The following is a 26,797-nucleotide window of genomic DNA, read 5'->3' on the forward strand; positions in this document are numbered from 1 at the left end:
AGGAGTTGTTAACTCGCAAGCTTATTTTGAAATAATCTGCTTGCTGTTTATAGGGGTAGGATAGCATGAATTGGTAGTTAAGTCGGTTGAGATAATTCGTAATTCGGAACCGGAAATTCGTAATTATTAGGTAATTTGGTTCTACCATGAACAGCATCATTCAAAAAGGAGGAAAAAGGCCGATTATCATTGCCGGACCATGTAGCGCGGAAACCGAAGAACAAATGATGGAAACCGCATTGCAGATCAAAGAGTTTTGCGATATCGATATTTTGAGAGCAGGGATCTGGAAACCACGTACGCGCCCGGATTCGTTTGAAGGAGTCGGGGAGATAGGCCTGAGTTGGCTGGTAAATGCGGGAAAAGAATTGGGAGTTCCGGTTACAACGGAGGTAGCCAATACCAAACACGTGGAACAAGCGTTAAAGGCTGGAGTAAATATCCTTTGGATAGGGGCGCGAACGACCGTAAATCCTTTCGCGGTGCAGGAAATTGCGGATGCGTTGAAAGGAGTGAAAATTCCCGTTTTGGTAAAGAATCCGGTGAACCCGGACCTTGAATTATGGATCGGGGCATTTGAGCGTTTGGAAAAAGCAGGAATAACAGAATTGGGAGCAATTCATCGCGGATTTTCCGTTTATAAACATGCTAAATACCGCAATGTACCTAACTGGGAAATCCCCATTGCGTTGCACGAACGTCTTCCGGATCTTCCGATTATCAATGACCCAAGCCATATTACCGGTAATAGGAATTTACTCCTGGAAGTTTCTCAAAAAGCAATGGACCTGAATTTTGACGGACTGATCATCGAAACGCACCGGAATCCGGATGCTGCATGGTCGGATGCTGCACAGCAGTTGACACCAAAAAACCTGGGCAACTTATTGGATTCATTAGTTCTCCGGTCTCAGAGTTCCGAAAAACTCGACAGCGAGCATATTTCGGTGATCCGTGAAAAGATCGGGGATTTGGATGACCGTTTGTTTGATATCCTGACAGCCAGAATGCAGTTGAGCGAGGAGCTCGGGATTTTCAAAAAGGAACACAATGTCACTATTTTACAGCCTGAACATTGGAAGAAACTTATTTCTGCCAGGTTGAGCAGGGCAGATGAATATAAATTGAGTGATCGATTTGTACGCCAGGTAATGGATGCCATTCACCAGGAATCTATTCGTCACCAGGTCCGTGTGATGAACAATTCGTCCGATAAAGAAGAACAATGAAGCAGGTAATTCATCCCGGATTGATTTCAGGAACCATTGAAATTCCGGCATCAAAAAGCGATGCACAACGGGCAATTCTCTGTGCAGCATTGGCTGATGGAACATCCCGTTTAACCGGAATTGGTAAAAGTGACGATGAACTGGCTATGCTGCAGGCTGTTCGGCAAATGGGAGCGGTTATACAGAATGAGAATGCGAAACAGAATTCTTCTTTAACTACTCACACTGTTTCTATTACTGGAATAAAAAATATTCCGGAGAACCTGGAATTGTCTGCTGGTGAATCCGGACTGGGGCTGCGTTTGCTGACCTGTATTTCTGCAGCATTTGATCAAAAAGTGCGGCTTACGGGAAGAGGAAGCTTGTTATCCCGACCGATGAATTTCTTTGATGAGGTACTGCCTCAATTCGGCGCTGAAGTTTCAACTAATAAGGGCTTTCTTTCCATAGAAGTAAAAGGACCGCTCAAAGGAAGAGACACGGAAGTTGACGGTTCATTGAGTTCTCAATTTATTTCGGGTTTGCTCATGGCACTTCCGAAAAGTGAGACGTCAAGCACTTTGCGGGTTGTTGATATGAAATCGGGACCTTATATTCAAATGACTATCCATACATTGGAGCAATTCGGGATAACCATTGAAAACGAAGCAAATGTCTTCCATATTGCCGGAAATCAGAATTACCGGGCAGCTGATTATTCCATTGAATCGGATTGGAGCTCTGCAAGTTACTGGTTGGTTGCTGCGGCGATCGGTCACCCGCTTGTTATATCAGGACTGAATATGCGTAGTTTGCAGGCCGATAAAGAGTTGCTGAAGGCTTTGATGAGTGCGGGATGCAGGCTGTCTATAGGTGAAGGTGCAATCCGGGTTGACGGTTCGAATCTTCAAGCCTTTGAATTTGATGCTTCAGATTGTCCGGACTTGTTTCCGGCACTGGTTGTTTTGGCATCCAAATGTAATGGAATAACAAGGATTCACGGGGCAAAACGACTGATCCATAAAGAAAGTGATCGGGGAACAGCATTGCAAAGCGAGTTTGGAAAGATGGGATTGCGGATTGAGCTGGAGGATGATTTAATGCTGATACACGGAACAGGAAAATTGCATGGAGCGGAGGTTGATTCGCATCACGACCACCGTATCGCGATGTGCCTCGGTATCGCCGGAACCATTGCATCAGGTAACACGATTCTAACAAATGCCGACTCAGTATCAAAGAGTTACCCCGATTTCTGGAAGTGTTTCAATCGTTTGTAATCAGATTAAGCCGTTTAGATTTAAAATTAACCACTTATCACATATTCACGCGATTTAATGATGACACCTTGAATATTAACATTTCCTTTTCTAAATTCGTAAGGCTGAAACACTAATAGACACGTCTATAACTTACTACTAAGTTCCAAGATTTATTTAAGTAACAGCATATTTATTGCCACTCTTTCTGTGTTTGACAAAATATCATTACGCCGCAAGGTTTTTGGTTTCTACAAGTGTCAATGGCAGGTTGGTGTGTAATAGTAATTTTTCTTCATAATCAGGTAAAAGCATCCGTCAGTTGACGGATGCTTTTGAAGTTTTATAAGGTCCTGCAAATTACTCCAGGTATACTGGTTGGTTTTTCCCATAATCCACCTGGTAATCAAACTTAAATTGTTTCGTTTCACCTTTATTGGTCGTGAATTTCCAGGTCAGAATTCCTGTTTTTTCGTCTAAAACAGCACCCTCGTAGGAGCCTTGTTTCACTTTGATGTCCTCATTGACAGAGATCGGAAAATGGTCCTTAATAATCATCGGAATGGCTGCTCCGCCGTTGTTCCGGATGGTGAAATCCCAGGTTACTTCGTATTTGTAGCGGTTTCCAAGAAGACGTGTTTTACTCATTTCTTCACTGCGTTTACGGGAAACTACCATTTTCTTATCCTTTCCTAAGGAGAAGCTCAATGTATCTTTAGAGGAGTTTACATCAATGTAGCTTTTCCCAATGTATGTTCTGTCGAAATAAAGATTCGATTCACCATTTAGCAAATTCAATTTCTCCCAGCCGGAAATCTGTGCTACCAAATAAACCGACTCGTCCAGTTTAGGAACAGCATGGTATTCGTAATCTGCTTTCATTTGATAGGTTGCAATGGCTACCCGGTGATCCGCGTCATCGGAAGGAACGGAGAACGGCGTTTCGATCTGGAATTCCATGCGCAGGTCTTTTTCAACTTGTTCGGCAATGGAAACTGCATATGCTCCGGTGGTGTTTGCATCATAAGCTGCTACAGAAGTTTCTCTTTTACCTTTTGAACGGGTTTTGCGATCTGCAGAAGTTAACCGGATTTCACTTAAGTCCGATTCATACATATAGCTTTCGCTTACAGATCCTTTGCTTATAGGAGCTGCAGAATAAATAACATCCTCGGTTGTTGATTTAAGCTCTTCCATGGCAACTGCTTCCGGATACAACTGTGTTTTAATGTAAGGCGCGTTGATGTTGACATATTGTGAATTGTATCCTAAATACGAAATCGTATAACTCCTTTCGCCCCTGGGAACTGAGAAGGAGAAATGCCCGGTTGCATCTGTTGTAAAACTGTTCAGCGGATTGTTATTCATGGAAATTTTTGCAAAAGCCAAAGGTTCTCCGGTCGTTGCGTCGGTGACCTCTCCATGGATGGTTTCTCCGTCGAAGTTGTATTCCGGAATGTACCGGTCAATAACCTGCTTTCTCGGAGCCGGAGTGTGATAATTCACATACCACGGATCAATTTTTGGTTCCTGGGTATTGTCGTAGGGATCGTTTGTGGAAAGGATTAATTTTACGTTTTTCCAGTCGATGCCGGTATTTTGGGATACCAATCCTTTTGCTTCCAATAGTACCGGAGCACCAACTCCGTTGCTGCGCATGTCGTAATAAGGTTTCCAGGATGCTTTGTGGGTGATGTAAGTGAAATCGAAATCAATATTCCCGGCTTTTTCCACATCCAGTTCTACTTCTATTTCTGTGTAGTTTACTACGGGCAATCCTTTGCGGGTATTGATTTCCTGTTCGATGGTATTGATCTTGCGAACAACTGCTTCGATTTCGGAATCCAGTTGTGATTTCCGCGTATTAATCTCGGACAGTTTTGCATGGAAGAAAGTCGAGGCTTCTTTAAGCTCCGCAATTTTCATAGCCTGCTGCTGGCTGCTCAAACTGTTGTTCTTCAGAAGAAGTTGTTCGTCCAAAAGCAATACTTTGTATTCATCACGTAAGCTGCGTTCTTGTTTCTCCAATACTTTTTTACGGTCGTTTTTTTCGCTTAATTCCGTTTCCGCAATGGTTTTATCGTCGAAGTTTTTGCGGGTTCGCACACTCAGGATGGTCGCTCCCTGTGAGCATTTCAACTGAATAGAACTCGGGTCCAGGTAATCTGTTAGTTTTTGGAAGATGACAAGTTGTTTTCCGGAACTCAGGTTCAATTCCCTGGAATGCTCAACCTGCGCTCCTTCCTTAAATACGGTCACCTTCTGAATGGGAGCATGCGCCATCGCTGAAGCTACAGGCGGCATGCGATCCGATTTGGTTTCTTTCTGACTCCATCCGAAGACCGGAAGAAGCAATAAGATTGGTATTAATTTTTTCATAGTTAGCTGTAAAAAAAAACGTACCCAATCAGGTACGTTTATGTGTTCAATTCGTTCAATGAGTGATTAAAGTTTTACCGGCAATACCAATTTGCTTAAATCAATTTCGTAAATGTCAATACTACTTTTCTTGTCATTTACGGTTAGTCCGCTTAGATATGCTTTTCCTAATTCTTTGTAGATTACGAAATGTGTGTCGTCGTTTACAGAATTTACCAACGGACCCAGGTTTTTCGCTTTTGTCCATCCGGAGCCTGTGTTCTCGGAAACAAACACATCTAATCCGCCCATTCCGATATGACCTTCGGAACTGAAGAATAAGAATCTTCCGTCCGGAGAAATATATGGTGTTGTTTCACGCATGGTTGTATTTACGCTGTCACTCAGGATTTTTGCTTCTCCCCAGGACTTTCCGTTACGCTGCACCACGTAAATATCCGTAGATCGCTTATCTCCTTTTCTGTCGGAAGTAAAATACATCGTATTTCCGTCGGCAGTAAGCGTTGCTGAACCTTCAAAGAAACTGGTATTGATAGATTTGTTGGAAATGACTTTCGGCACGTTCCACTTTCCTTTTTTGGTAAATTCCACTTCGGCGATATCGGAAGATCCGGTCACTTTTTTAGCTTTTGTAGCCGTATTATTCATAGTTACGATTGCATGCAGACCATCTTTGGAGAGCCATGCCATAGATTCAAATCCGGGTCCGTTGATGCGGTCTACATTGTTATTTACACTATCGTATTTCAACATTTTTTCATTCCAGATACCGGTGTAAACATCTTCGAAATATTCCTGGTCGTCCGGGTTCATCATTCCTCCGGTTGTATTGGCTCTTCTGGAAGTGAAATAAATGCGTTTTCCGTCAGCAGTGAAAACAGGAGCATAATCATTATACCCGGAATTCACATCACCCATTAAAGGGACTCTTAAGTTTGCAGCTTTGTTCGCTTTGGCAAACTGTACGGAAGCCAGTTTGTTCTCGGTGTTGAGTTCTTTGATACGTGCTTTGGGAAGCAACTTCATGGCAGTTTGGAAATAGTTTTCAGCGTCGTCCAATTCATTCATATTGTGACAAGCTGTTCCCAGGATGTCATAAACTTCGGCGTCCACATCGTCCGGTCCTTTCGCAATAGCATCCAAACCGTATTGTTTGGCATATCCGAAATTTTTTAGCCTGTAGTGGCAGAAAGCGATCCAGAAAGAAGCTTTCCACGTATTCGGATCTTTAATGGCGGCTTCACGGAATACCAACAGGGCTTCACGGATTTTATTTTCTGCAACCAGTTGTTTTCCCTGGTCAATCTTGATCAAAGCCGCGGATTTGTCAATAATTCCGGTTACGCTATCCTTCGAAATGGAAGTAAAAGCGAACGATTTGGTTGCGCAGAGTAGTAATAATAAAGTTCCGAATAGGATTTTCATATGTTGTTGTTGTATAATTCGAAGACAAAATAAGACAAAAAATTGGAAATACAACCTATTGGTTGATTGTTCAAAAGTTCAAAAAAATTGAAAAGTTCAATTGTTTCAATCTTTGAACTTTTTGAACCCTTTGAACCTTTTTAACCCATCGTGTTTTCTGCAACTTCGTCTTTCCGGTGTGTTTTAAGGTCGAGCAGGTCGTGCATGGCAATAGTTGCCGCAACTATGGCCCAGATTGGTGCAAAAGAAGCGCAAAACCAAAGCATCAGATTGGTAGCGAAAGTAAGCAGGAATTGTCCGGGATCAGCTCCGAAGCCAGACCAGTCGAAAAGCGTGTTCAAATCAATAAAATTCCAGATCAAAATGGAATACACCGACCCGATAGAAAGCGCTATTCCCCGATTTTCCCTGGCTAATTGCGTACTTTCCTGCACATTCATCTGCAGACGCTCGTGAATATAATCCATGAATGAAAAACCGTAGTAATAGAAACTGATAAAGAATAGCACATGGCGCACGGGACTAACGCTGAAATCCCCCCAGCCGATGAGCCCTACCAGGAAAATAACGGTGAAAAAGAATACTTCCCACATGATGTTGCGGACTCCGATCTTCAATCCGCGCCTGATGTCGTTGACCAGCTGATTAAAATTGAATCGGTACCGGTTTCCGGTCAGGATGAATTCCACTTTTTGGGAAATCTTTGAGAATAACGGCGCTAAAAGGATGACGACGAGGTATTTGGCGAAACGCATCAGGGTGGTGGCTACCAGGATCTCAAAAAGCAATTTGATCAGGTACCAGATAATACCGTTCATGCTTGTAGCGGTTGCTTTCGGTTCGTGAAGATGGATCCTGAAACCAAGCTGGTAAATTCCCAGCATCAGGACAGCCGGAAAAATAATGTAGAAGTACAGTTTATAATCGATGATTAAGCGAAAAGCCTTGACATAAGCTTTATAACCAATAAAAAGGTTTTTGATGAATCGCATATCTCAAAATTACGAATTCCTAATTACGAATTCCTAATTATTGGATCCGAGTTAATCAGCAACAGCTGATTTAATCAAAACCAAGTTCTTTTCTCAATTAGGTGCAATGAGATCAAATGCTTAAAATCAAATAACTGCGGCTGTCATTTTATAGAGTGGGTGTGAATTCGTAATTCCTAATTCATAATTCGTAATTAACGTATATCTTTGCACCTTTCAAAAATGATCCTATGAGTAATTCAATGTCTCTTACCTCGTTAACAGCAATTAGTCCGGTTGATGGACGTTACCGCTCAAAAGTTAGCGAGCTGGCTCCTTATTTTTCCGAATTCGGATTGATCAAATACAGAGTTCATGTAGAGGTTGAGTACTTTATTGCCCTGGTAGAAGCGGGAATTGGCCCGTTGAAAGAAGTACCGTCTTCCATTTTTCCTCAGTTGAGAGAAATCGTTACTGCTTTTTCCGAAGCAGATGCATTGGAGATTAAGAACATTGAAAAAACAACCAACCACGATGTAAAAGCGGTGGAATATTTCCTGAAGGATAAAATGCAAAACCTGGGATTGGAAAATTACCTGGAGTTTATCCATTTCGGCCTGACATCACAGGATATCAACAATACTTCCATTCCGTTGAGCTTAAAAGAAGCAGTGAATGAGGTGTACATTCCAGCCTTGAATGAATTAATCACTGTTCTGAAAGGATATACGAACAACTGGTCGGGAATTGCTCTATTGGCAAGAACTCACGGTCAGCCGGCTTCTCCGACAATACTTGGAAAAGAAATGGGGGTTTTCGTTTACCGTTTGGAAACACAGCTGGAAATTTTGAAAACAATCCCATACGCTGCTAAATTCGGTGGTGCAACCGGGAATTTCAATGCACACCAGGTGGCTTTCCCTGAAACGGATTGGGTAGCTTTCTCCAATAAATTTGTAAACGAACAATTGGGCTTGACAAGAAGTCAGTTGACAACACAGATCGAGAACTACGACCAATTGGCTAATTTATTTGACTGCCTGAAGCGCATCAATACCATAATCCTGGATTTGGACCGCGACATGTGGACTTACATTTCCATGGAATATTTCAAGCAGAAATTGAAAGAAGGCGAAGTTGGTTCATCAGCTATGCCGCATAAAGTAAACCCGATCGATTTCGAAAATTCGGAAGGGAATATCGGGATTGCGAATGCACTTTATGAACACCTTTCAGCAAAACTACCTGTTTCCAGGCTGCAGCGTGATTTGACGGATTCAACGGTTTTGAGAGCAATCGGAATGCCGCTTGCCCATTCTTTGATCTCTTTCAAAGCAACAATCGCAGGTTTGAATAAGTTACTTTTGAACCAGGCAGCTATTGAGCAGGATTTGGAAGATAACTGGGCGGTAGTGGCTGAAGCTATCCAAACTATTTTGAGAAGTATCGGTTTCCCGAAACCTTACGAAGCATTGAAAGGATTGACACGCAAAAATGAAAAAGTGACCCGTCAGACGGTTCATGATTTTATCGACACGCTGGAGGTGGATGATGCCATGAAAGCACGTTTGAAAGAGATCACTCCTTCCAATTATACCGGGGTAAAACTGGTTTAAGGAATCTTTTAAGTTTTATTGGATATTAATTTTGTCCGGAATGGAGTACGCTTTTAGGTTTTTCTTATATTACAGAAAAAAAGCCTTGCGATTCATTCAACTTACTGTTTTTCTATTACTGAATCATTTTCTTTGGGCCCAGGTTCCGCCTCAAATCGACTGGGGACCTGAGAATTTGGCCCGGGTCAATACACTGGCTGTTTTGCCGAAGGATAACGGAGTTTTTTTTACATTCCATTATGCGAATGCTTCATTGATGCCTTCAGCTAAAATTTCCCGGTTCGAAAATGGTAAAGAAATCCTTTCCAAAAGAATAGAACCCCGGATTGATCAGAAAATGGTCACACTGGAAGATATGTTTTTGTTCTCAAACCGTTTATTCGGACTTTTTTCGGATAAGATAGGTCCTTCGGTTACTTTATACATGCAGGAATATGACGACGATGTGGATCCGCTTGGTCCGCCGCTGGTAGTTGCTTCTTATGTGGTCCCGAAAGGCTGGAGCAGGAATGTGTTGGTTACTACGAAAGTTTCCCCGGGAAACAAATTTTTGGTGGTGGATTACCTGATTCCGGCAAAGAAAGAAACCTATGATCGTTTCGGGTACAATGTGTTGAATGAGAAAATGATTTCCGTGCGGGAAGGTGAATACGAAATACCTTACGATTCCAGGCTTTCAGCTGTTGAAGCAAGACATTTAACCGATAAAGGGGATTATTTCCTGGGAATCTCCGTTTTCTCCAAAGCATATTACAGTTTCTGGAAGGATTTCGGTCAGGTGGATAAATCTGTTTTGATCCACATGAGCCCGGAGGATTCCACGAGGATGTACGAACTGGATTTGGAACAGCGAAAGGTCTATAATTTTATGATTACATCTTCCGATACAACGGCAATGGTAACCGGTACCTGGGGAGGCGAAGATTCCAAAGGTGCGAAAGGTGTTTTTTACGCTGCTTTTTCTCTGAAATCCAATGAACTGGGATTGCCGAAGTTTTTGGAGTTCCCGAAAGAAATACTGGAACAGGAAAATCCACAGTCGGATGATATTTACAGTTACCAGAATGTCAATAATGAATTGCTTAATTATGCCTTCAGGAATGTTATTTTACTTCCCGACGGATCCATTACCGTACTTGCAGAGCAGTATTACATTTATGAGGTAAACACCACCGATTCAAGAGGAATGAGCCAGGTTACGAACTATTACAATTACAACGACTGCGTTGTTTATTCCATTTCAAACCAGGGAGAGCTCAACTGGTTCCGGAAAATACCTAAGAAGCAGGAGTCAGTCAATGACTTTGGCCAATATTCCTCATTGATTAGTTATATCAGTAAAGGAAACCTGGTTATCTTTTTTAATGATCATATTCAAAATTACGACCAGGTAGGAGGGTACCGAGGAACCCGGATTGCGTTCTCGAATTCTTTGAGATACAGGGAATATTGTCTTGCAAGAACGAGTGTTAATCTTCAAAACGGTGAAACGGAGCGGAGCATGTTCTCCACCTATGATGCAATCGGTGCATTCGTCTGCCTGAAGCTTTCCAGTGTGAATTACAAAACACGCCAGGTTATCTTTGCGGCGTCGAATAAAAGGGATAAATACGGTTTCCTGGCATTTGAATAGCCGGTATTTGTGTAGTTGCGGTAAAAAAAGAGTGGGGCAATTATCTTTTATTTCCCTGGAAAATGCGGAGAATACGCAGTATAATGAACATTCCGAATCCAACCAATGCAAAATAACCGATGAAATCACCCAAAGCCTGGTAAAGCGTTCGTTTGGAATTGAGCTGGATCGTATAATTAAATTGATCCTTTACCCACCATTTCGTTTCCTTCAAAACATCCCCGCGGTTGGATATAATTCCTGATTTACCGGTGTTTGCAGACCTAACGACGTATTTGTTGTTCTCAATCGCTCTTAAGCGCGCAAATTGAAAATGTTGTTTGTACCCTGGGGTGTCCTTCCACCAGCCATCGTTGGTAATGATTGCTATAAATTGAGAGCCGTTTTTAGCCTGTTTTGCCATAAAACCCCCGTAAATAGACTCGTAACAAACTACCGGTGAGAATTTTACCCGGTTTTTCTCAAAAATCTTAGGCTCGGTCTCTGTGCCCAAACTTCCGGAGCCGCCTTCCATTTCAACCGCCAGGTCTTCCAGGAACGGGAAAATCCCTACAAACGGAATTTTTTCTACTCCCAAAACCAGTTTTGACTTGTGAATGATCTTGGGATTTGAAGTATTATCGAAAAGCACAGAGGAATTGTAATCTTCCACATAGGAATTCAATTGCGGGATAAACTTGCTGGCCGGGGAATTTTTACCCTCAAATACCTTAAAAGTAGTTGCTCCGATCAATAACCCTGCATTTGACCATTTAGCGCGGTGCTCATTGATCACGTGAAAGAAAACTTCTTTACGCAAACCGGTTTCGTAAATTTTTGCAGTCGGATAAAGCGATGTTTCCGGAGCGATAACCATTTGTGTTTCTTTGGAAACAACCTGGTCGGCCTGGTCTAAAATTGATTTTAATTGTTCACCGTTGTCCAGTACGAATTTCTCGCCATACGGGTCAATATTCGGTTGAATGATCACCACATTGTAAGGTGTCCCCTTGACGTCTTTTGAAAAATACAGGATCCAGGAAAAACAGAGCGGAGCAAACAACAAGATTGCTGCACTAATGAAATACGAGTTTTTCAGCAGTTTTTTGGGTTGAACGACCAATTTGTAAATAAGCAGGTTCATTACCAGTATCCACAATGATCCCCCCAGTACACCGGTAATGGAATACCACTGCACCCATGAAACCCGTGGAGCGAAAACATTTCCTAAAGTCAGCCACGGCCAGGATAATTCCCAATGGAAATGTAAAAATTCAAAGCTCAGCCAAACGCAAATGAGGATTGGGCCATTCCATTTGACACCCAATTTTCGTTTTAGAAGGTGATAAAGCAGGAAGGCAATGGACATTAACAAACTATTTGCAAAAAAAGCCAGGTATGCGCCTTCCTCGCTGGCGTAATAAACCCACCAGGTAGTTCCGACATTGTAAATGAAGAAGGTCAGATAAGCTTGTATAAATAGGCTGAACGCTTTGCGTTTTGAGTGAAAATAAGACTCTACGAGCAGCAATGGGATCCATGCAACAAAAGCTAAGGGAGTAATACTTCCGGTTTCAGGAAATGAAACGGTTAGAAGGATTCCGGATAAGATGCTTAGTAACCAGTGATTTAGTCTTTTTTGAATGATTTTTTCTATCATACTACGAAATTACAATTTGTTTGCTGATGCTGATCCTATTTCGACGAATGCCTTGAAAACAAAGACGAACAGCGTGATTTTAATGTGAATTATCACACATAAAATTTAAAATAAACTGTTAAAAAATGGAATTTATTTGAAAAAGAGACAACTAGTGCTAAATTTTTTCGTCACATTTGTCAAGAACTAAAATACTCATTTAATGAAAAATCATTTCATTAACTGTTTGTGCTTTACTACTACGCTCTCCTTATCTTTCGCGTTCCCTAGTTATAGCCAACAGGTTGAAAAACACGAAGATGCCGTTTATGCGAATCCGCATGTAACGGGAGTCGGATCTCCAACAATCGTGTACCATTTGACATCGGCACTGGCAGCTACTGTATTGGATGAACTAACAATTTACCTCGAATCCATGAATGCGATCACTCAGGTTGAGGTCAATGGGTTGGATATTTCCATTGAGTTCAAAGAACCGACCACCAACGAAATGATTTATCTCTTCATTCAGCGAATGGAGATGTTATACATCAATAAGCCAAAAAACAGGTAAACCATAATACTACTCTCTCCGGTTATGAAAACAACTACTTTTTGGGGTTACTTTATTCTCCCTCTATTTATTTTTTTAGGTTTCACAGGTTTCTCACAGGGTGCAGATACCCAGGCAGGAGCAACTTCAGTTCCAATTTCCGTTCCGTTGAATGCTTCGGGTTCCACAATCGGTGCCGTGAATAATTTCGATGCTGCGGGAACAACATTTGATGATGGTCCGGACTGGTATTATTATTACTGTGCTCCAAGCAATGCAACTTTATGGGTGACAATCACATTTACACCCGGAGGCTTGGCAAACCCGGTAATGCCGTCCATATCGGTTATAGACGGAACCGGATTTTTGTATGGTCAAACCCAGGTGTTTGGCGATATTTCAGGAACTTATGGAATTCCTTTTACACCGACAGCCGGCCAGTGCTACTATTTCGTGGTGGATAATGACGGTGTCGGAGGTCCGGCGGGATTTAACTATAATATCCAAATTTCGAATACAGTTCCAGTACATCCGGTAAACCCAACACAGCCGGCTTGTACGAACATCGGGTTTGATGGCGGATCAACTTCCGGGTGGCTTGGCTCATGGGGACATTCCATGCAGACCGGGATTGCTCCGCAGCCAACACCAACATATACACCGATTTTTTACAATACAACAGGCGGGCATCATACAATAACCACTCCGGGAACGGATGTACAGGCTCCAATTCAAACGGTTTGTCCTCAAATACCGGGAAATACTAATTCGTTGCTATTAGGCGACGGACCGAATGCAGCTTATGGAGGAGCGAGCGTTGAACAAAAATTCCAGGTAACAGCATCTAACGCACTGTTTATTTACTATTACGCATTGGTGATCCAGGATGGTGGAGCTTCAGGCTCTACAGCCCATACAGATCAGGAACAGCCGTACTTTCGGATAGAAGCATTGGATTGTGCCGGAACACCCATCACCTGCGGGAATCTATTGGTTACCGGAGGTCCCGGAATACCGGGGTTTACTCAAATTGGGACCAGCGGAACATATTGGAAAGACTGGACCCCGGTGATGCTTGATTTAACTCCTTACATCGGATCTTGTGTAACTATGCGGTTTACCGTTGGAGACTGTTCTATCGGGGCGCATTATGCCTATGCATACCTGGATGCCACCTGTGCACCGATGAGTATTGTTGCTCCGCCGAATATTTGTCAATTCGAGACATCAACTTTAACAGCTCCGGCAGGCGCCGCAACTTATTCCTGGGTTGAAACATCTGCTCCGGGAACGGTTTTAGGTACATCAAATACTTTGTCGGTAACTCCAGCAACTACCGGAACGTTCAATTATCAATGCACGATGACTTCCCTGGCAGGTTGTAATTCTACGTTGACGACTTCTGTTACCGTTTTGCCGACACCGCAAATTACTGTTACCAATCCGCCTGCAGTTTGTTCACCTGCAACCGTTGACCTGACAAGTGCAAGTGTGGTCACAATCAATTCAGGTTCCGGGACAATCGGATATTTTTCGGATGCGGCCTGTACGGTGCCGATAGCAGCTCCGGGGGCTGTTACTGCAAGCGGGACGTATTATATTCAAATCCTGAACGCGAATGGCTGTTATGAAATCGAACCGGTTACCGTAATTGTTAATGCAAGTCCGGCGGTTAATGTTGTAACGACTAACCAATCGATTTGTCCCGGGGGAAGCGTGAATTTAAATGCAACCCTTGCGCCCTCCGGAGTGAATAATCCGGTCACATTTACAAATACAACAGATTTTCCCCTGAACGACGGAAGTGTAACCCCGGTTAATTCAACCATAACGGTTAGTGGAATTACGCCACAAACAGCCGGAGTTCTGCCGATAGTTTCGGTCAATGCAAATATTACCCATACCTATGACGGTGATATTACGATTTGGCTTCGCTGTCCGAATGGTAGTACCATTGATCTTTCTTCTGATAATGGCGGGGCAGGAGCTAACTATACAAATACCACATTTGTACCGACCGGAGCGCCGTCGATTACCACCGGAACTGCACCTTTTTCGGGAAGTTTTACTCCTGAGCAGGCATTTTCGCTTTTAAATTCATGCGCTGTCAATGGGGTTTGGACCTTGCAGGTGTACGACCTGGCAACCGGAGATGTGGGAACATTAACTGATTGGTCGATTACCTTCAATAATTTTGTGCCAACAACTTTCGCCTGGTCGCCTACGACAAATATGACCAATTCAACGACATTAAATCCAACAGTTTCACCAACTGCAACAACAACTTATACTTTGACTGCAACCAACCCGATTGGTGGCTGTACTTCAACAGATAATGTGGTTATTACAGTGAATCCGCTCCCGACTGCAACCATTGCAGGAACAACAACGGTTTGTCAGAATGCAACGGCACCTACAATTACCTTTACGGGGGCAAATGGAACAGCTCCATATACTTTTACCTACAACATCAACGGCGGAGCAAACCAAACAGTGAGCAGCGGAGCCGGAACGACCGCAACAGTGACAGCTCCAACGACAACCGCAGGAACATTTACCTACAATTTAGTAAGTGTGACCAGTACAATGGGATGTTCGCAAAACCAGTCAGGTTCGGCAACCATTACAGTTACTCAGACTCCAACTGTGAATGCCGTAACCCCTCAAACAGTTTGTGCAAATGCATCTACCACAGCTGTTACTTTCACGGGAAATAATACTGCTACAACCACTTTTGATTGGACGAATAATACGACATCCATCGGTTTGGGAGCAAGCGGAACAGGTAACATCGGAGCATTTACAGCAACAAATGCAGCTGCTTCACCAGTTACAGCGACGATCACAGTAACACCAACATTAAGCGGTTGTCCCGGAACGCCTCAAAACTTTACCATTACTGTAAATCCTATTCCGACAGTGAATGCACCGGCACCGCAAACCGTTTGTGCGAATGCATCTACAACAGCGGTTACTTTCACCGGAAACAATACCGCCACAACAACCTTCAACTGGACAAACAACACCACATCCATCGGTTTGGGAGCAAGCGGAACTGGTAACATCGGAGCATTTACAGCAACGAATGCAACAGCTTCGCCGGTAACGGCAACTATTACAGTAACCCCCACGTTGAATGGTTGTACCGGTACCCCGCAGAACTTTACCATTACGGTAAATCCATTACCTACGGTAAATACGGTAACTCCTCAAACAGTTTGTGCAAATGCATCTACATCAGCGGTTACTTTCACGGGAAATAATACTGCTACAACCACTTTTGATTGGACGAATAATACGACATCCATTGGTTTGGGAGCAAGCGGAACAGGTAACATCGGGGCATTTACAGCAACGAATACAACTGCTTCACCGGTTATTGCGACCATTACAGTAACACCAACATTAAACGGTTGTCCCGGAACGCCTCAAAACTTTACCATTACTGTAAATCCTATTCCGACAGTGAATGCACCGGCACCGCAAACCGTTTGTGCGAATGCATCTACCACAGCGGTTACTTTCACCGGAAATAATACTGCTACAACCACTTTTGATTGGACGAATAATACGACATCCATCGGTTTGGGAGCAAGCGGAACTGGTAACATCGGCGCATTTACAGCAACGAATGCAACAGCTTCACCGGTAACGGCAACTATCACCGTAACACCCACGTTGAATGGTTGTCCCGGAACTTCGCAGAACTTTAACATTACGGTAAATCCAACTCCAACGATAGGAGGAACGTTCACAGCTTGTGCAGGATCTACTACTCAATTAACCGGAAGCGGTACACCCGCTGCTGCTAGTCCATGGACCTCTTCGAATACGGCAGTTGCTACTGTTTCATCAACAGGTTTGATAACCGGAGTTGCACCCGGAACCAGTACAATTACTTATATGAACTCTGATGGGTGTCCTGTCACGCAGGTAATAACAATCACTTCGGGAGCAAGTATTTCCGGTAACCTGACGGTTTGTATCGGAGCCACAACTCAATTAAGCGGAACAGGAACTGCTAATGCGACCAATCCGTGGGTTTCTTCGAATACAGCAGTTGCCACCGTTTCCAATACCGGATTAGTTACTTCTTTAAGTGCCGGAACCACGACAATTACCTATACAAATTCCAGCGGATGCCTGGATGCCGAAGTTGTAACCGTAAATCCGCTGCCAACAGTGACGGGTTCAGATGTGTGTATTGGCGGAACATCTCAGCTGACAGGTTCGGGAACCGCAAATGCAACCAATCCATGGGTTTCTTCGAACACTGCCGTTGCTACCGTTTCCAATACCGGATTAGTTACCGGTGTATCCGTTGGTTCGACAACGATTACCTATACGAATTCCAATGGTTGTTCCAATACAATGACCCTGAATGTAGTTGGAAATCCGGCAATAGGTGGAACATTGAGTGCTTGTGTGGGAGCAACCACACAATTATCGGCTACAGGAACCCCGAATGCGACCAATCCATGGACATCTTCCAATACTGCGGTTGCAACCGTTTCTAATACAGGGTTGGTGACAGGAGTTTCAGCAGGTACAACAACAATTACTTTTACGAATTCGTCTTCTTGTCAAAGTACTGCAGTTGTCACAATCAATCCGTTGCCGACAATTACAGGGACTTTTAGCTTATGTGCAGGTGCAACTACTCAATTAACGGGATCTCCAACTGCAAATGCGACCACTCCATGGACTTCTTCGAATACGGCTGTTGCGACAATTTCGAATACTGGTTTGGTAACAGGAGTTTCAGCCGGAACCACAACCATTACCTATACAAACAGCAATGGCTGTTCACAGACCGAAACAGTGACGGTTAATGCTTTACCAACTGCAACGATTTCGGGAGCTTCTACACTTTGTGCAGGAAATGCTACAACCTTTACGATTTCGGGAACACCGAATGCGACAGTCGTGTATTCAAATGGAACAAGCAACTCGAACGTAGTTCTGAATGCCGCTGGAAATGCAACAATAAATACTGGAGTATTGAATGCTACGACAACCTATACCTTGGTTTCAGCTCAATCGGCAGCTCCGGCTTCTTGCAGCAATACACTCACAGGATCGATTACAATAACTGTTAACCCCAACCCGGTTATGGACCCGGTTTCGAATGTATTGGTTTGTCCGGGAGATAATGTGGTTATTCCTTCATTTTCGTCAACTCCGACCGGAGCAACATATGCATGGACGAATTCCAATACATCCATTGGTTTAGGAGCAAGCGGATCAGGTGATATTCCTGCATTTACATCCGTAAATCCGGGTACAACTCCAATTAGCGGAACCGTAACAGTCATCCCGACATTGAATGGTTGTTCTGGGGCAAGCATGACATTCACTATCGGAGTGAGCAACAATCCTGTTGCAAATGCCGGAAATGACATTAGTTTATGTATCAATTCACTGACAGGAAACCAGGTTGGTTCTGCTCCGGTTGCAGGAAATACCTATTCCTGGAGTCCGTCTACGGGTTTAAACGATGCATCCGTTTCGAATCCGACCGTAAGTACCCTAACTGCAGGAACTAATTCCTATACTGTTACAGTAACAAATGCTTTGGGCTGCCAGTCGACAGATGCGGTTTCGGTAACGATCAATCCTTTGCCGGTAGTATCCTTCCAAAGCAGCACTGCATCCGGTTGTGCACCGGTTTCTATTACCTTCACAAACGACAATCAGGCCGGTTCTGTAAATTGCGTCTGGACATTTGGAGGCGGGGGAACTCAATCGGGTTGCGGTCCTGTTACTCATCAGTTTACTACCGCAGGTTCATTTGATGTGACCTTAACGGTTACGGATGCAAACGGCTGTACCAATTCCCTGACGAATCCCGGAATGATTACCATTTTCCCGGAAGTAGAAGCGTCTTTTGGAGTTGATGTGTACGAACAAACTATTTTAAACCCGGTCTTCCACTTTTCGAATACTTCCATAAATGCAACTTCTTATAGCTGGGAATTTGGAGATGGAACTAATTCCAATCAAACCAATCCTACACATACTTATGATGACAAACCGGGAGTATACCAGATTATTCTTTACGCTACAAATCCGGCGGGATGCCTGGACAGTGCGGTTGCAGTTGTTTCCGTTGTAGACGAATTGATTTTCTATGTACCGAATACTTTTACTCCGGATGGTGACGAATTCAACAATGTGTTCTTCCCGGTTTTCAGTTCCGGGTTTGACGGACAAAATTATACTTTGTTAATCTTTGATCGTTGGGGAGAAGTATTATTTGAATCACATAACGTAGATTTCGGTTGGGATGGAACGTACCTGGGACAATTGTGTAAGGAAGGTGTTTATACCTGGAAGATTGTGATTAAGGAACGAGATAAGGATAAGCACAACGAGTATATAGGGCATGTGAATTTGCTGAAGTAAGAGTCAGCAAACGTTGACGATTCGATGGAAGTACAGTCATAAACAACAATGAACGCAATTTTGTGCAATGGAAGGCTGTTTTGGTTATTGTTTGTTAAAATCGATTTAGTTCTATTCATTTAACTGGAAATGACTCATATTGAGTTGGGTTACGATTGTTAAAAAGAGATTAATTTATAGAAAAAGACAACCTAAGAGTGTTTTTTTCGTCAACTTTGCGGAACTGAACTAAATTAATCATTTAATGAACACAAATTTCATTAACTGTTTGTACTTTACTGCTGCGTTATTCTTCTTTTCTGCATTCACAGCATACGGTCAACAGATTGAAACACATGCAGATATTGACTATGCTAACCCGAATGTTTCGGGGGTTGGATCTGCAACTGTTGTTTACCACCTGAAATCTCCGCTTGAAACTGTTGTTTTAGCTGAGTTGGAAAATTATATGGAATCCCTGAATGCGATTACGGGGGTTGATATCAATGGGTCCGATATTTCGATCACATTCAAAGAAGCCACAACCCATAAGATGATCTATCTGTTCATTCAACGGATGGAAATGTATTATATCTATAAAAATCCAAAAGCAAATTAAATCGAATACCACCTCTTTCCGTTATGAAAAATATTATTCTTAGGTACTACACGCTTATAGCGTTTTTTTCTCTTTTTAGTCTTGCTGCCTTTTCTCAAGGTGGTGATGATGATTTTGGGGCAACGCTCTTTCCGATTTCTTCATTACCGTTTAATTCACTTGGTTCGACGGTTTTTGCAACGAATGATTTTGATGATCCTAATTCAGCTTTTGATGATGGACCGGATTGGTTCTATTATTATTGTGCAACTTCAAGTGCGACGATTTGGACAACCCTTTCATTTACTCCGGGAGGTACGGGAAATCCGGTAGCACCGCAAATCACGATTTATAATGCTGCAACACTTGATGTTGTGGCCTCAACACAAATTTTTGGAGATAATTCCGGGACCTTTGGAGCTCCGTTTGATCCTATACCTGGCGAATGTTACTTGTTTTGGATTGATAACGGCGATTTAACAGGGTTTGATTATGCGATCCAGATTACAAATGTTGTTCCGTCACCTCCGGTTTCAGTTACTCAACCGGCATGTACCAATATCGGTTTTGATTTGGGAAGCACTTCAGGTTGGTCCGGTTCATGGGGACATTCCATGCAGATCGGTTCGGTAGGGGATTTAACACCTATTTATACCCCGATGTTCTTTACAATGAACTCAGGACAACACGATATTACCACTGGAGGAACAGATATCCAGGCTCCGATTGATCAGGTTTGTCCGTTGATTTCGGGAAATACGAATTCAATTCGTTTAGGAGACGGACCGAACGGTGCTTTTGGAGGCTCACGGATCGAACAAAAATTCCAGGTTACATCATCCAATGCTTTGTTTACCTATTACTATGCGGCAGTATTGCAAAATGCATATACACTTGAAGATATTGACGGTGATTTAATATTGGATACAGTTCCGCATTTAACCCAGGAGCAACCTTATTTTCAAATTGATGCCCAGGACTGCTTTGGGAACCCGATTGCCTGTGGTAATTTATTGGTAACGGGTGGACCGGGAATTCCGGGCTTTACGCAAATTGGTAACTCAGGAGTGTTCTATAAAAATTGGACCCCGGTGATGCTTGATTTAACTCCTTATATCGGTTCTTGTATTACCATTCGATTTACAGTCGGCGATTGTTCGCAGGGAGCGCACTATGCCTATGCTTACCTGGATGCAACCTGTGCTCCGATGGATATTGTTTCGCCTCCGGATGTGTGCCAGTATCAAACATCTGTACTCACGGCACCGGTTGGAGCAGCGAGTTATTCCTGGGTGGAAACATCTGCTCCCGGAACAGTACTCGGAACTTCAAACACCTTGTCGATTACTCCGACTACAACAGGAACCTTCACTTATCAGTGTACTTTGACTTCATTGGTTGGTTGTAATTCTACAGTTACAACAACTGTAACAGTGGTACCAGGACCGCAAATCACAGTTACCAATCCGGCTGCAGTTTGTTCGCCTGCTACAGTGGATTTAACGGCTCCGGGAGTAGTTACGATCAATGCAGGTTCGGGAACACTCGGATATTTTACCGATGCAGCCTGCACTGTTCCGCTTGCCAATCCGAATGCAGTTACTGCTGCAGGAACATATTACATACGTTTGTTAAGTCCGGGTGGGTGTGCTGACATCAAACCGGTTGTGGTATCTTATACTTCCCTGCCGGTTGACTTTACCAGCAATATTTCGGGAGGATGTGCACCCATTGAGATTACTTTCACAAACAGCAGTTCGTCTTCAACCAATTGTGTCTGGACGTTTGAAGGAGGAGGAACCCAGGTCGGTTGTGGATCTGTTACCCAACAATTTACTTCACCGGGAAGCTATGATGTGACTTTGACAGTTACTGATCCGAGTGGTTGTACCGGATCGATTACTCAGACCGATATGATTACGATTACTTCGGAGGTAAATGCCTCTTTTAATGTGGACGTTTACGAGCAAACCGTTTTATACCCGGTATTTAATTTCACGAATACATCATCGAATGCCACGTCGTATGTTTGGGAATTCGGAGACGGAACAACTTCGACTCAGATAAGTCCGCTACATGCCTTTACGGAAGAACCCGGCGTGTACCATGTAGTTTTATATGCTTATGGAGAGGGAGGCTGTATGGACAGTGCTGTTGCGGTAGTTTCTGTGGTGGATGATCTGATTCTTTATGTACCGAATACTTTCACTCCGGATGGAGATGAACACAATAATGTCTTCTTCCCGGTTCTTAATTCCGCATTTGACGGACAAAATTATACTTTGCTGATTTTTAACCGCTGGGGAGAAGTTTTGTTTGAATCCCACAGCATAGAAGTAGGTTGGGACGGAACTTACGGAGGACAGCTTTGCAAGGAAGGTACTTATACCTGGAAAATTGTTGTGAAAGAACGGGATAAAGACCATCGCCTTGAATACGTGGGGCATGTGAATCTTATGAAATAAGAGAAAGCACTGCTTTCGATTTGATACAGACAAGCGTTGCGCCTTCGCTGAAGCTATTGCGTAAGCGTTAGCGCGGTCGTAAGGAAAATATTGTAGAAAAGGTCGATTCACTAAAATCGACCTTTTTGCTATTTGTTCTATTTGCTATAAATTGGAACAAGCCTAAATCTTCCGTATGCAACAAAAGCGGCAATGGCACCGAATACAATGTTGAACCCGATTTGTGAGGCTTCTCCGCGGCAAATATGAAAAATACCTGCACTAATCATTAATAAAACGATACCCGCAGCCGCAATTGGGGTAAGAATGGTTTTGAACCGGAATAAAGCGGGTAGAAGTACTCCCAGTGCTCCAAAAAGATCTATAATTCCTGTAAATCTTACCAGTTCCGGTGAAACTTCACCTGTCCACGGCCACATGACTTCCAACTGTTCGATTGACCGGAACAATTTGACATATGCAGCCCAAATTAAACTTAACGATAGAAGTATTTGTGCGATCCAAAGTAATATGTGTGTTGTTTTTTTCATAAACTGTTCTGTTTTAATTTTCGGATAAAAGTATGTAGGTTTGCTATCCAAACGAAAGCACTTTCCGTTTGGATAGCACTATCCAAAATGGGAGTAATGGATTAAAACAAGGAGTTATGTTGTCAACAGGTGGATGCCCGAAGAATATTTTATCGATCAAAGATGCGCTGGAAGCAGTGGAAGGAAGGTGGAAACTATTAATCTTATTCGCATTGTCAACCGGATCGAAAAGGTTCAAGGAGCTTGGAAGAGAAGTTTCCGGGATCACCGATAAAACTTTGTCGCGTGAATTGAAGTTATTGGAATCCAATAAACTGATTACCCGCGAAGTGTTTGATACCTTTCCACCCACGGTTCAATACACGATTACCGAACATGGAAAGTCGCTGGAGAAGGTGATAGAGGAATTGCATTATTGGGGATTGGCCCACCGGAAAGAAGTCTTGGGTAAATAAAAAACAAGTAGGGCTGCGATTAATCGCAGCCCTACTTGTTGATATTCAGTGATTTCCTATTGGAAGATCACATTCATTTCTACACGTCTGTTTTTCTGACGACCTTCCGGCGTTGCATTCGTTGCGATTGGTTTGGTTTGACCATACCATTCTGCTTTCAATCGAGTTGCATCTACTCCTTTAGCAGCTAAGTATTTCTTAACGGCTTCAGCACGGTCCTTAGATAGTTTCATGTTTTTCTTTGGATCACCTTTACTATCTGTGTGACCTGCAATTTGCAGTTTCCACTCTGGTTTCTTGATCAGCAATGCTGCCAGGTCATCCAATGATTTGAATGAAGTTGCAAGGATGACTGCTTTTCCTGACTGGAACTCTAAGTTTTCGAATGCAGTATTCAGGATCTCTTGTTCTTCTTTCTCGATCTTAGGACATCCGCGATTTTCAATAACACCAGGAATTGTAGGACAATCATCATCTTTATCATACAATCCGTCACCATCTGTATCCGGCCAAGGACAACCTTCGTTTTCTTTCGATCCGTAGATTGTAGGACACTTATCTACATTGTCGAATAATCCATCGTTATCTGTATCAGGACATCCCTGGTAAGCCAATGGACCAGGAAGATCCGGACAAGCATCTTCAGAATCCTGGATTCCGTCACCGTCTCTGTCAGGACAACCGTTGAATGCCGGTAAACCTTTCACAGTAGGACAGCTGTCGTTCGGATCAATGATCCCATCCTCATCCGTATCAGGACATCCTCTGAATGCTGCTAAACCTGCCAAATCAGGACATGCATCGTCTTTATCAGGAATTTTATCACCGTCACGGTCAGGACATCCCTGGAATTCTGCTAATCCCGGAGTTTCAGGACATAAGTCTTCCACATCCTTGATTCCGTCACCATCTGTATCCGGACAACCTTTGAATGCCCAAACTCCAGGAGTTTCAACGCACTCATCTTTCTTATCGGAAACTTTGTCGCCGTCTCTGTCATCCGGTTTCGTGTAAAGGATTGGTAAACGAAGTCCTACAAAGAACTCTGTTCCGCGTACTTTTCCTCTTGCAAAAAGCGAATTGAAATCGACAACTCCAACTGTAATAGGTCCTAATCTGGAAGCAATACCAGCTTTCCAGCCTGAGTAATTATTTACCGAGATCGGTACGTATAACCCGAACCAGGCGTAATCGAAGCTCGGTGTGATGGCAAATTGATTCGGAGTTTTTACACGTGAAGGATTTTTCTTACCGATCATGTTAATGTTACCTGTCGCATTGATGTAGAACCATTTCCAAATGTGGTAATCCAATTGGATATTCAATGCAGTTGGCGTATTCATGTAGTAAGACTGGCCAACTCCTTCATTTTCTGTCCATCCCGGATCATTTGTAATCAAGCTGTCTACGATTGAATCGAATGCAGCAAAGGAGTTTGCATCCTTAAAAATACGAAGGTCAAGAGTAGTTGTGTTTACAGAAAAGTCACGGCTTTGACCGCCTTTTGTAAATTTCATACCACCGATATCTAAAACGGAAACTCCGGCACGCAATTCATATTTATTCTCGTTGCGCATCCAAAGATCTGTTTCGCCATCCATTTCGTATTTGAATTCTTTGTATTTCGGACGCCATTCGTACACAACTCCCAGGTCCAGACCAAAACCTAGTTTTGATGCGGATTTAAAGAAAGTACTGGCGTTAAAATCTTTCAGGTCGTCGTCCAGGTTATCCGAGTAACCATATTTTACGTTTCCTCTTAAAGTTGTTGCGGTGTCTTTATTTAAAAGCTCATAATCCAGTTCGTCCGTATAGGTATACGCTGAAGCAACTCCCTGAAGTAATTTTACACGTCCGCCGACTTTTAGGAAATGCGGTCCGTTGTCCATTACTACCTGACCGTAATTGATACCATATTCATTCCATGCCATCATGTTGGCAGTAACCAATTTATCGTTCAGTTGAAGGTTCCAAAGTGAGGCGAAATCCAATCCTTCCTGGGCTAATTTCGCCAGTTTCGGGTCGATATCATCAATGTTTGTGATCATCCTGCTTTTAGCTGCAAAACCAACAGCAATTTTAGGATTGATGTGGAAGGCAAAGTTCAAAACGTCAATTTGATAGTTCAAATAAACACCTCTTGTCTTAATTCCTGTTTTGGTATAATCGTAAAGATCAAAAATGGAACGGTCGTACAAAGTACTGTCGGGCTGCATCCACATGGTGTCTTTCTTGAAAGATTTCAACCACCATTTCGGCATTACATCCGTTTTAAAATACTTGGCATTTTGCCAGGCTCCGACATTTGCACTTGCCAGGTTGATGTCGACTATAAATCTTCCGTCAACGAAACTGGCAGGCTGCACGTCTAATCCCATAACTCCGGCATAGTTACTGCTGTGTACACCCAAATAGTTTTGGGAAAACGCGGTCATAGCGGTAACGCATGAAAAAGCTAAGAAAGTTAATTTACGTAACTGTTTCTTCATAAGTAGTCTTTTAATAGTTCAATGGATAACGAATTAAATAGCCATTAGCCTGCGAAACTAACAAAATCGTTCCATCTGCCTGTTTTTGGAAAACAATTTTATTGGAGCCTTCGTAGTTTTCTTTATTTAGTTCATTTCCACGTATCGTATAAATATAACAATTATTGGCAATTCCATCTATAATACCAACAACAGTTTTGCCATTTGGCAATTTTACCAGGGAAGCGTCATCAATATTGGTAATCGTAGCGTTAAACTGGCCCAGGATCGTGCCGGTACCGTTAATCACATAAATAGTATTCTGCTGGTTTAGGAAGAACAGCTGTTCATCTCCGAAAGATTGGGAGTTCAGAATAGAAGAGACATTGCCTACCAGCATTGCTCTGGTTCCGTTTTCAGTTAAACGTACAAATTGTTTTTTAGTCAGGCCGAGCAGACTGATGGTTCCGTTCGCTTTTACCAGATGCCATTCACCTTCGCTTAAATTTTGAGATTTGATAACGCGTTTTCGCTTGATGGAAATACTGGACCAATTGGAATTGGTACAGATGTGAGCAATTAATTCGCCTCTTTTTCCCTGAATAGCCAACTGAGCCTCTTTTTGCAGTGTTCCGTTCACTCCGACTTTAAAACTTTGTTTCCCATTCGTTCCGTAGCCCTGGACCTGTCCGTCTGCCACAAAGGAAATATAGTCTTTACCATTCCAGTAATAGGAGAATAAGTTGCTTGAAACATTATTACATGAGATTGGAAAACCTGCCAGGTTATTTCCTGCACGGTCGAAGCCCAGGATGCCGGTTTTAGTACTTAAGAAAATTCCATTGCCGATGAAAACTGGAGAACCGATCGGTTCGGATTCCAATGATTTATTCCAAAGAATTTGTTTGTTTCCAACCAGGTAAAGTGTGTTGGAATTTGTAATTGCAAGCAGGTTGTTTGATCCCGGAATCGGATTTAGGCTGCGGAGGTTGTCATCCAAACGCAATGGATTTAATTTAGGAACTTCTTCAGAATCAGCATCCGGGTTTTCTTCATTCAGCAGTTGAACAGTACTGTGATTGGCATTGGTAAGCCGGCTCATGGTTGTTTGTCGATTCCTGTCGAAATGACGGTATGAGACTTTTTGGGGGCTATTGCTGAATAGTTTGAATCTCAGCGTGGTTGATTGTTCCAAAGTCGCACCGGTCTCATACGCACCGATAATTCTGTTAATA

The 26,797-nt window shown here is 42.9% G+C and carries 16 protein-coding genes; 9 read left to right on the forward strand and 7 right to left on the reverse strand.

Annotation, left to right across the window (positions count from 1 at the left end):
- The first annotated feature begins 146 nt into the window (after positions 1-146).
- Both QZT69_RS17740 and aroA read left to right on the forward strand, forming a co-directional pair.
- Positions 147-1,229: a chorismate mutase gene (locus tag QZT69_RS17740; RefSeq protein ID WP_294679202.1), complete on the forward strand. Its 1,083-nt coding sequence runs from the start codon at positions 147-149 to the stop codon at positions 1,227-1,229.
- A complete protein-coding gene (aroA, locus tag QZT69_RS17745) occupies positions 1,226-2,488 on the forward strand; it encodes a 3-phosphoshikimate 1-carboxyvinyltransferase (protein ID WP_294679209.1) in 1,263 nt (420 codons plus the stop codon). The genes QZT69_RS17740 and aroA overlap by 4 nt, the downstream gene beginning before the upstream one ends.
- Positions 2,489-2,827: 339 nt before the next feature.
- On the opposite strand, the gene QZT69_RS17750 is transcribed toward aroA, so the two are convergent.
- The 3 genes from QZT69_RS17750 to QZT69_RS17760 all read right to left on the reverse strand — a co-directional run bounded on the left by QZT69_RS17750 (position 2,828) and on the right by QZT69_RS17760 (position 7,263).
- Complete coding sequence (locus QZT69_RS17750) at positions 2,828-4,846, reverse strand: mucoidy inhibitor MuiA family protein (protein WP_294679216.1); 2,019 nt, start codon at positions 4,844-4,846, stop codon at positions 2,828-2,830.
- Positions 4,847-4,912: 66 nt separating this feature from the next.
- Positions 4,913-6,271: a hypothetical protein gene (locus QZT69_RS17755; protein WP_294679222.1), complete on the reverse strand. Its 1,359-nt coding sequence runs from the start codon at positions 6,269-6,271 to the stop codon at positions 4,913-4,915.
- A gap of 140 nt (positions 6,272-6,411) precedes the next feature.
- The gene (locus QZT69_RS17760) at positions 6,412-7,263 is read right to left on the reverse strand and encodes an EI24 domain-containing protein (protein ID WP_294679229.1); all 852 of its coding nucleotides are present in this window, start codon (positions 7,261-7,263) and stop codon (positions 6,412-6,414) included.
- Between the two features lie 242 nt (positions 7,264-7,505).
- Between QZT69_RS17760 and purB the strand changes: the two genes are divergently transcribed.
- Both purB and QZT69_RS17770 read left to right on the forward strand, forming a co-directional pair.
- Positions 7,506-8,858 (forward strand): adenylosuccinate lyase, encoded by a 1,353-nt coding sequence (gene purB, locus QZT69_RS17765; RefSeq protein ID WP_294679294.1) that lies wholly within the window; start codon positions 7,506-7,508, stop codon positions 8,856-8,858.
- An 85-nt stretch (positions 8,859-8,943) separates the two neighbouring features.
- Positions 8,944-10,491, forward strand: a complete 1,548-nt coding sequence (locus tag QZT69_RS17770; protein WP_294679236.1) for a hypothetical protein — start codon at positions 8,944-8,946, stop codon at positions 10,489-10,491.
- 40 nt (positions 10,492-10,531) lie between these two features.
- Here the strand turns inward: QZT69_RS17770 and lnt are convergent, their stop codons facing one another.
- The gene (gene lnt / locus QZT69_RS17775; RefSeq protein ID WP_294679243.1) at positions 10,532-12,130 is read right to left on the reverse strand and encodes an apolipoprotein N-acyltransferase; all 1,599 of its coding nucleotides are present in this window, start codon (positions 12,128-12,130) and stop codon (positions 10,532-10,534) included.
- A 202-nt stretch (positions 12,131-12,332) separates the two neighbouring features.
- Here lnt and QZT69_RS17780 point away from each other — a divergent pair, with 202 nt between their 5' ends.
- The 4 genes from QZT69_RS17780 to QZT69_RS17795 all read left to right on the forward strand — a co-directional run bounded on the left by QZT69_RS17780 (position 12,333) and on the right by QZT69_RS17795 (position 22,109).
- Entirely contained in the window at positions 12,333-12,683 is a 351-nt protein-coding gene (locus tag QZT69_RS17780; protein ID WP_294679249.1) for a hypothetical protein, read from the forward strand.
- 24 nt (positions 12,684-12,707) lie between these two features.
- Complete coding sequence (locus QZT69_RS17785) at positions 12,708-19,067, forward strand: Ig-like domain-containing protein (RefSeq protein WP_294679256.1); 6,360 nt, start codon at positions 12,708-12,710, stop codon at positions 19,065-19,067.
- A gap of 244 nt (positions 19,068-19,311) precedes the next feature.
- Entirely contained in the window at positions 19,312-19,665 is a 354-nt protein-coding gene (locus QZT69_RS17790) for a hypothetical protein (protein ID WP_294679258.1), read from the forward strand.
- A 23-nt stretch (positions 19,666-19,688) separates the two neighbouring features.
- On the forward strand, positions 19,689-22,109 hold the full coding sequence (locus QZT69_RS17795) for a PKD domain-containing protein (protein ID WP_294679260.1): 2,421 nt from the start codon (positions 19,689-19,691) through the stop codon (positions 22,107-22,109).
- A gap of 137 nt (positions 22,110-22,246) precedes the next feature.
- On the opposite strand, the gene QZT69_RS17800 is transcribed toward QZT69_RS17795, so the two are convergent.
- Positions 22,247-22,639, reverse strand: a complete 393-nt coding sequence (locus QZT69_RS17800) for a DoxX family protein (RefSeq protein WP_294679267.1) — start codon at positions 22,637-22,639, stop codon at positions 22,247-22,249.
- A gap of 116 nt (positions 22,640-22,755) precedes the next feature.
- Between QZT69_RS17800 and QZT69_RS17805 the strand changes: the two genes are divergently transcribed.
- Entirely contained in the window at positions 22,756-23,094 is a 339-nt protein-coding gene (locus QZT69_RS17805) for a helix-turn-helix domain-containing protein (protein WP_294679274.1), read from the forward strand.
- Positions 23,095-23,150: 56 nt separating this feature from the next.
- Here the strand turns inward: QZT69_RS17805 and QZT69_RS17810 are convergent, their stop codons facing one another.
- Both QZT69_RS17810 and QZT69_RS17815 read right to left on the reverse strand, forming a co-directional pair.
- Complete coding sequence (locus QZT69_RS17810) at positions 23,151-25,583, reverse strand: DUF5723 family protein (RefSeq protein ID WP_294679281.1); 2,433 nt, start codon at positions 25,581-25,583, stop codon at positions 23,151-23,153.
- A gap of 10 nt (positions 25,584-25,593) precedes the next feature.
- Positions 25,594-26,797 (reverse strand): hypothetical protein (locus QZT69_RS17815; RefSeq protein ID WP_294679288.1); only part of this gene is annotated, 1,204 nt, incomplete at its 5' end.

This window comes from uncultured Fluviicola sp. (assembly GCF_902168135.1).
Taxonomy (GTDB): Bacteria; Bacteroidota; Bacteroidia; order Flavobacteriales_D; family Crocinitomicaceae; genus Fluviicola.

What these genes read in the sequence shown, in the direction of transcription:
- QZT69_RS17740 (WP_294679202.1), top strand. Translation starts at nt 147, where the DNA reads ATGAACAGCATCATTCAAAAAGGAGGAAAAAGGCCGATTATCATTGCC.
- aroA (WP_294679209.1), top strand. Translation starts at nt 1,226, where the DNA reads ATGAAGCAGGTAATTCATCCCGGATTGATTTCAGGAACCATTGAAATT.
- QZT69_RS17750 (WP_294679216.1), bottom strand. Translation starts at nt 4,846, where the DNA reads ATGAAAAAATTAATACCAATCTTATTGCTTCTTCCGGTCTTCGGATGG.
- QZT69_RS17755 (WP_294679222.1), bottom strand. Translation starts at nt 6,271, where the DNA reads ATGAAAATCCTATTCGGAACTTTATTATTACTACTCTGCGCAACCAAA.
- QZT69_RS17760 (WP_294679229.1), bottom strand. Translation starts at nt 7,263, where the DNA reads ATGCGATTCATCAAAAACCTTTTTATTGGTTATAAAGCTTATGTCAAG.
- purB (WP_294679294.1), top strand. Translation starts at nt 7,506, where the DNA reads ATGTCTCTTACCTCGTTAACAGCAATTAGTCCGGTTGATGGACGTTAC.
- lnt (WP_294679243.1), bottom strand. Translation starts at nt 12,130, where the DNA reads ATGATAGAAAAAATCATTCAAAAAAGACTAAATCACTGGTTACTAAGC.
- QZT69_RS17780 (WP_294679249.1), top strand. Translation starts at nt 12,333, where the DNA reads ATGAAAAATCATTTCATTAACTGTTTGTGCTTTACTACTACGCTCTCC.
- QZT69_RS17785 (WP_294679256.1), top strand. Translation starts at nt 12,708, where the DNA reads ATGAAAACAACTACTTTTTGGGGTTACTTTATTCTCCCTCTATTTATT.
- QZT69_RS17790 (WP_294679258.1), top strand. Translation starts at nt 19,312, where the DNA reads ATGAACACAAATTTCATTAACTGTTTGTACTTTACTGCTGCGTTATTC.
- QZT69_RS17795 (WP_294679260.1), top strand. Translation starts at nt 19,689, where the DNA reads ATGAAAAATATTATTCTTAGGTACTACACGCTTATAGCGTTTTTTTCT.
- QZT69_RS17800 (WP_294679267.1), bottom strand. Translation starts at nt 22,639, where the DNA reads ATGAAAAAAACAACACACATATTACTTTGGATCGCACAAATACTTCTA.
- QZT69_RS17805 (WP_294679274.1), top strand. Translation starts at nt 22,756, where the DNA reads ATGTTGTCAACAGGTGGATGCCCGAAGAATATTTTATCGATCAAAGAT.
- QZT69_RS17810 (WP_294679281.1), bottom strand. Translation starts at nt 25,583, where the DNA reads ATGAAGAAACAGTTACGTAAATTAACTTTCTTAGCTTTTTCATGCGTT.